3 protein-coding genes are annotated in these 5,417 nt (G+C 66.8%); 2 read left to right on the top strand and 1 reads right to left on the bottom strand.

The features are described from left to right. On the top strand, positions 1–1,244 hold a 1,244-nt coding region (locus AU194_RS28750; RefSeq protein ID WP_157576580.1), incomplete at its 5' end, for a DUF4878 domain-containing protein. Positions 1,245–1,663: 419 nt separating this feature from the next. After that, positions 1,664–2,269: a GIY-YIG nuclease family protein gene (locus AU194_RS31535; RefSeq protein WP_231743612.1), complete on the top strand. Its 606-nt coding sequence runs from the start codon at positions 1,664–1,666 to the stop codon at positions 2,267–2,269. Between the two features lie 204 nt (positions 2,270–2,473). Here AU194_RS31535 and mobF read toward each other — a convergent pair whose 3' ends face one another. After that, on the bottom strand, positions 2,474–5,281 hold the full coding sequence (gene mobF / locus AU194_RS28745; protein ID WP_059092660.1) for a MobF family relaxase: 2,808 nt from the start codon (positions 5,279–5,281) through the stop codon (positions 2,474–2,476). Positions 5,282–5,417: the final 136 nt, after the last annotated feature.

Here is a 5,417-nt window from a genome sequence, read left to right as displayed (position 1 = left end):
GGTACGGCCAGCAGGCACCGAACCCCACCCCCGCGCAGTGGCCCCAACAACCGGGCCACGGTGCCGCGCCTGCGCCGCACCAGCCGACTCACAGCGCCGGGACTGCTCCGCAGCAGCCGCCCGCCCCGCCCTCATGGGGTCAGCAGCCGCCCGCGGCCGGCGGTTGGGAACAGCAGCAGCCGACCGCGCCGCCGTCGTGGCAAGGGGCACCGCCGGAGACCTCCCAGCACTTCCCGGGTCTGGATCAGGGATTCCCCGCCGGGCCCGGCGGCCCCGGGGGTCCGCCGCCGCGCAACCGCAAACCGCTGATGATCGCGCTGATCGCCGGTGGTGCCGTCGTTCTCGTCATCGCGCTCATCATCGGCTTTACCGTGGTCGGCGGCGGGTCCGGCGACAACGCGAAGGCCGGTGACACCGTCCAGGCGTACCTGGAGGCCCTGAGCGAGGGGGACGCCGAGAAGGCGCTGTCCTACGGCAACCAGCAGCCAGCCAACACCGACTTCCTCACTGACGACGTCCTCAAGAAGCAGATCGCCAAGTGGCCGATCTCCGACATCCGCATTCTCGACGAGGACCCCAGCTTGGAGTCGATCGGCATGGGCAACGTCCACGTCGCGGTCAAGTTCGGAGACCAGGTGTCCGACGCGAACATCCGCATGAAGAAGGGGGAGGACGGCTGGAAGCTCGAGAGTGCGGTTATCAAGCTCGACCAGGCGCCTTCCGTCAGCGAAGACAGCCCGGAACAGACGCTGACGTTCTTCGGCAAGCCCGCCAGTGAGGGCACCCGGTATGTGTTCCCCGGCTACCTCGACGTGGGCAGCGAGAACCCCTACATGGACGTCACCGCCGAACCGCTGCTCCTCGACCAGCTGACGTCCTACTCCTCATACATCCGCCCGACGTTCAAACTCAACGACGAGGGCCGCGACGCCGTCATGATGGCTGTCACCGACGCTTTCGCCAACTGCGAGCGGTCAAATCAACTCAACCCGCCCGACTGCCCGACGAAACTCAACGCTTACGACGCCGTCGATGGCACGGTGCGCTGGGGACGGGCCAATTTGAGCGGTGTGGAAATCGGCAACCTCAGCGGTTACCAGATGAAGGTGATGGTGACCGGACAGGCGAAGATACCGGTCAGCTACCAAACGAGGGACAACGAGACGCAGTCCGGTGAGGCGACGGCTTATTTGGTCAACGACGCGGATATCTCGGAGGAGCCTCCGGTTCTGAACTTCCGGTAGGAGCACGCGCAAGTCGCAGAACTCCCAGGGCGCCTTCGCGAATCAGGCTTCTGAAGTCGGCGCTGGTCGAAGGCAATGACGAAATTGATCCTGCCTGCACTTGTCTGCCTGTACCGCGCCGTCAACTGGCGGTCTTCTCGTCGCGCGGTCTTCGTAGGCCAAACTCACGAAAGCTTGGTACCGGATACCCGAAGCTTCCCCTCAAGTTTCGGGTCGTGCGACACACCAACCCCGCTGCACCCGAGACCACTCGGAACCCCGGCCGGAGGCTTTCGTCGAAAGCGCCAACCGTCGGTCTTGTCGCCGAAGGAGGCCGGGGTCAGGCTTTCACCGGCACAGACCTGGAAGACGCGTGGTTTGCTCGTGTACCTTTCCGCCCACAGCAAGAGACGAGGTGAACCGTGTTAAGGCCCGACGAGGTGGCCAACTATCTAGCCGCCAACATTCACGCCCGCGCCGAGGTTCTCGCACGCCCATCCCCGGTTCCACGCGAGCCCGGCGTCTACGGCTGGTGGTTCCGTGAACTACCCACCGCAATCGACGCCGCGAACTGCGAAACCCGTGACGGGCTGACACTGCTGTATGCAGGCATTAGCCCGAAGAAGCCACCCACGAACGGGCGAGCCCCCAGTAGAGAGGCGCTGCGTTCCCGCATATATACGCACTACACCGGTAACGCTGAAGGATCGACGCTTCGCCTCACCCTCGGCTGCCTGCTTTCGGAGCGTTTGGGGATCGAGCTACGCCGGTACGGCTCCGGCAAACGGATGCATTTCGGGCTCGGAGAGCGTGACCTGTCGCGTTGGATGGACCAAAACGCCCTCGTGTCGTGGTTGACGACCCCTGAGCCGTGGCTCTCTGAGGAACACCTTCTGAAGGTGACGGATCTGCCGCTCAACCTCGACCAAAACCGCCAGCATGGCTTCTGGGCAACACTTAATGCCAGCCGCTCGGCCGCGAGAGCCCATGCGCGATCCCTGCCAATCCTACCCAACCCCGGCATTGGCGGGTCCAGCATCGATTGAACACAGAGTTTGATACCGCAGCACTCGCTGCTAACAGCTCGGCCGGTCGGCAGCACCGACTGGCCCAGTCAAGACTCGCTTAGTTGCGCGAGTTCCTCGGGCTTGAACGCACCACCCACCGCAGAATGTGCTCGAACGCCGCCGCGCCCTTCGCAGGCGGGACTGCGGATGGTCACCGACTTCGGTGCAGCACTTCCTGGTTCGTCACCACTCAATGCCACCCACCTCGAGATCACGCTTGCCAGCCCGACTTGCGGCTCTGACCGCCGCCGCGCGGTCGTAACCGCGCCACCGACGTGCCTCTGCCTGATGCTGCCGCCACACCGCGCGCCGCTCGGAGACGCGGGCCTCGTTGCGGCTCAGGGCATCCGCGACGATGGCGGGTAGCCGGTTGTGATCGGTGCGGCCGGCTTCGTTGTGCATCGTCCTCGGCCGGTCATCGCGAGAGAGAATGACCCTAAACATCTGCGCCGCTTGGTATTTCGTCCCGCGGCGAAGCACGTGGATATGCTCCCCGGACACCGGCTTTGCGTGGTCGTGGTCCGCCTCGCCGGTGCTGCGCTCATAGATGAACGCGTGGTTGCTTTGCCGACCCCGCGTCATGGCCACATACAGCATTGCCCGGCTCGAGCCGTCGCCGAGGATGGCGTGCGACGTATCGGCCGTCACCCCCTGCGCGGAGTGCACGGTCGCCGCGTAGCCGAGCGTAACGTGTGCCCGGCAGTACTCCGCGTCGAATACCGTTCGGGCACCGTCGGAGAGGCGTTCGCCTGCTATGCGGTTGGTCGCAGTGTCGACCGCGGCCACGCGCCACCGGTTGCCGTTGCGGACTTGGTCGATCCGCTGTGCGCCGCGCTGGCTCCCGGGTCGCACCGGGATCGTCGCGTCGTTGAGTCGGCTCATCACGACATCGCCGACCCGGATCCGCTGATCCCGTGCGCCATACACGCTCGGCCCCTCCTCGGTGAGCGTGTCGTGAAGCCGTCGGTTCAGGGCGTCGGCCATCTCCCAGGTGTCACAGATCAACAGCGCGTCACGCCCGGCAGCGCGGTCGGTCAGGTACGCATCGAGGGCGTCGGTCGCCATCGCGACCGGATCCCCCGAGTGCAACCGCCCCTGCGTGCGGTACCACCCGACGGCCGTCCGCAACCTATTGCCGTACGCCGACCGCAACGCCAACGACGCGTCCCGCTCATCGCGATCGCGCATCCGGAATACCTCGCCGAGCCGCTGAGACCACGGCAGCTCCGCGCACAGGTGCTCGAACATGCCGCCGCGCGCCCGCACCGGCGCCAGTTGGTAGGCGTCGCCCACCAGCACAATTTTCGTGCGACCGGCGACCGCGACGGAGATCAGCTTCTTGAGCTCTGGCGTGCCGACCATCGCCGCTTCGTCGACCACCAGCAGTGTCGACCGATCGACGTCGAGCCGGTGCTCCTCGATCATCGCCAAGGCCTTCGCGACGGTCAGGCCACGGTCGCCCGCCTCCTCCTGAAGCGCCTCGTCGACTGCCTTGCCGGTGGGCGCGACCACGACGACCTCCTTGCCCGTGCGGTGGGCGGCGGCCCGGAGCGCTCTGAGGGAGTGGGTCTTGCCGGCGCCGGCCGGGGCCTGCAGCGGCTGTACCAGGAAGGGGGACAACGCGATGTCGCGCATGGCGCGCCCCTGACTCGTCGACAGGTCGCCGAGGTCGGTCTCGCGCATGTCGAGGCGAGCCCGGTTGTCGGCCTCGTCGGCGATCGTCAGGATCCGCTCCTCCTCGGCGATGACCGCTTCGACGGTGAACTTCTCGTGGCCTTCGCGGTGGTGGGCCTGGCGCACATCGGTGATGCGGACGCTCACCTGGTCGACGATCTGCTCGATGAGGGCCCGGGGGTCGCCGGCGGCGTCGACGGGAAGCTGGGCTCCGACGAGTTCCACCATGTCGGCGCGGGTGAACGCGGGCTTGTCGATGCGCGCGGCAATGTCGGCGATGTGCGCGGGGGTGAGCGCGCGGTGTGCGGTACGCCGCGCGGTGCGCGCGGTGAAGTGCGCGTCGCGATCAAGCCGCAGTCCACGTGCGTCGACGCGCCACTGTTCCTTGAGTTCTCGCCACGAGAGGGACTCGGGTTTGGCGGGGCGGGTGGCTTTCTGCGCGGCGGCCAGTTCGGCGGGCGTGGGTTCGCCGTCGACGACGACGAGGTTGTCGCGCGCCCATTCCCGCAGCCGTGTCGACCGTTGCGACCACGCCTTGATGCTGGCCGGGTCCACGCCGGCGATCTCGGCCATCCCGGAGTGCGGGTCGACCGGGTGCCATTCGAAGCCGCGTTCGGCATGCAGCTCGTGACGGAGCGTCGCCTGGTAGATGATGCCGGCGGCTTTGGCCTCGTGGTGCAGGGATTTGGAGTCCAGCGACACCAGTGTGCCGTCGCTGCGCGGTTGCCGGTTGGGCAGGATGACGTGGGTGTGCAGATGCGGGTCGCCGCACCGCGACGTCTCATGCTGGTAGGCGATCGCGACGAGCCCGGGTAGCCGCTGCAGATCCTTGTTGCCGGTGGCCGGGTTGTGCACCCGGGTGTAGCCGGCGTGCTGGTGCAGGTAGGTCATGGCCGCGGTCACCGCACGGGAATGCGCGGCCTGCAGCACCTTTTCGGCGACGTCGTCGGTCAGTGCGCGCAGCAGCGAGACACTCTTGGGGGCGGCGAAGACGAGGTCGAATCCGTGCACGCTCTTGTCGGTGAAGGCCCGCCCGTCCGCACCGTTGGGGGCGCGGCCTTCGTCGAGCCACGTCGCCGCGGTCTCGGTGTCGACGTCGCCGCCGTCGATCGCGGCCCCGTCGAGTCCGGTCTGCTCGACGACGGTGTCCTCGTCCCCGACCACGATCCAGGTCGGGGTGCGGGTGTCGTCCTCGGTGTAGTACTCGCCGAGGCCGCCATTCGACGACTGGCGATCCATGTCGGCCTGTGCAGCTTTGTCGGCAGTCTCGTTGTAGTACCGGATACTCCACCGCGACAGCCGAGAGATCGTCAGCATCGCGTAAGCCACCAAACTCGTTGCGGTGAACGAAGAAGAGGGTGGCGTTGGAGGCTCGGATCGAGCGGCACCAACCCAGTATTGCACCCCTTGTGCCAATGTGCCGACACGTTTTTGGGTTGAGGGCGGGTCGGGG

This window comes from Mycobacterium sp. GA-2829 (assembly GCF_001499965.1).
GTDB lineage: Bacteria > Actinomycetota > Actinomycetes > Mycobacteriales > Mycobacteriaceae > Mycobacterium.
This window is presented reverse-complemented; position numbering and strand designations above follow the sequence as displayed.